Origin of the sequence: Acrocarpospora sp. B8E8 (assembly GCF_039871605.1) — a bacterium.
GTDB lineage: Bacteria > Actinomycetota > Actinomycetes > Streptosporangiales > Streptosporangiaceae > Acrocarpospora > Acrocarpospora macrocephala.
In genome coordinates this window covers 1-1353 of sequence record NZ_JBDPLV010000201.1, presented here as the reverse complement: position 1 = coordinate 1353, position 1353 = coordinate 1, and the positions used below count along the sequence as shown (strand labels likewise).

Sequence of the window (1353 nt, the reverse complement as noted above, 5' to 3'; positions counted from 1 at the left end):
CTGCTCGGATCGGATAATTCGCTCTCCGCCCGGTGGGGCTGGAGTCCTGGACCGGCAGTCTGGTCCGTCGGCGATCGGCCCGTTCCTGGATGATCTGCTTGACCCGCGTGTGCGGGGTGTACAGGGAGATGTCGGGGTCTCCGTCTCGTTCCAGGACGTTGATCGCTCCCGCGTGATCTGCCTGCCACACCGCCCCGCACCCGTTGGTGCAGTGAAGCCGGTCCCCGGAGCGCTTGCCGAGGGTCCGGCAGCAAGGGACGACTTGTGAGGTGTAGGCCGCGTTGACCAGCGTCAGCGCAGAACCTCTGCGCTCCGACACGCTGTTGAGCGCCTCAGCCGTGACGCCCTTGGTCCAGGCGGCGAGACGGCGGTTGGTGTTCTTCCCCAGCTTCTTCCGGGAGAGGAAGGAGCGGGTGAGATCTTCGGCCACGACGTGCTTCGCCTTGTCGAAGACCTGGTGGACGGCGATGAAGGTGACCGACCGGATGGTTGCCTCGAAGGCGCGGCGGCGCTTGGCGCGTTTCTTCGTGCCGAGGTTGCTGGACTGGATGCGGTCGGCCTTCGCCTGGTCGCCCGCTTCGCGTGCTTTCTCCGCGATACTGCGGATCTTGGCCCTGCGCGCGTTCTTCGTCTTGAGGTAGTCCGACTCGGCCCGCAGCAGGTCACCAAGCTCGGTGCCGTGGTGGCCGCCGCCGGAGTCGGTGAGGACTTCGGTATATCCCTTGTCCACGCCGACCTTGGCAGTTCCGCACGGGCGCTTGGAGGACTTGAGGTCGGAGTCCTCAATGGCGTAGTGCACCTCGACCCGGTCCTCCCGCAGAATCAGCCGCAGCGTCCCTGTCGGGGCGACGGCGGTGTTCAGCGGGATCGTGACCATGCTGCGGCGCTCCAGGCCGGGGACGGCGAGCCATATGTTTCCGCCCTCCGCGAGACGGTAGGCGCGGTACTGGTCGGAGCGGACCACGATCTGGTTCGCGGTGCGGTTCCGGCCACGCCGCCAGTGCTTGCGCATGAGCCGCGACAGGTACGGGTCAGCTGTCCACCGGTCGCGCTTGATCGCGGCGAACAGCCGCTTCCGCCGCTCCTTGTCGGGTACGCCATCGCAGATGGCGCGGCGTACTTTGACCTTGGCCGCTTCGCGGCCGGCCTTGATGTCGGCTACCGCGTCCCGCACGGTCTCCTTCCAGGCGTTCGCCAGCACACCGAACGTGGAGGCGGTTCCGTCAGCCATCCACTGGTCGCGGATCATCCGGTCGGACAGGCCGACGCCGGCTATCGAGCCGTACTTGCGCCACACCAACGAGCGCACGCGTCCCAAACGCGCGGCCTGCTCGATGAGCTGCCTGTATTTAC

Annotated in this window: 1 protein-coding gene; it reads right to left on the bottom strand. The window is 67.0% G+C overall.

The features are described 5' to 3' along the window. Positions 1-1309: transposase (locus ABGB08_RS54590; protein WP_347608516.1), on the bottom strand; the 1309-nt coding region annotated here is incomplete at its 3' end. Between the last annotated feature and the right edge of the window lie 44 nt (positions 1310-1353).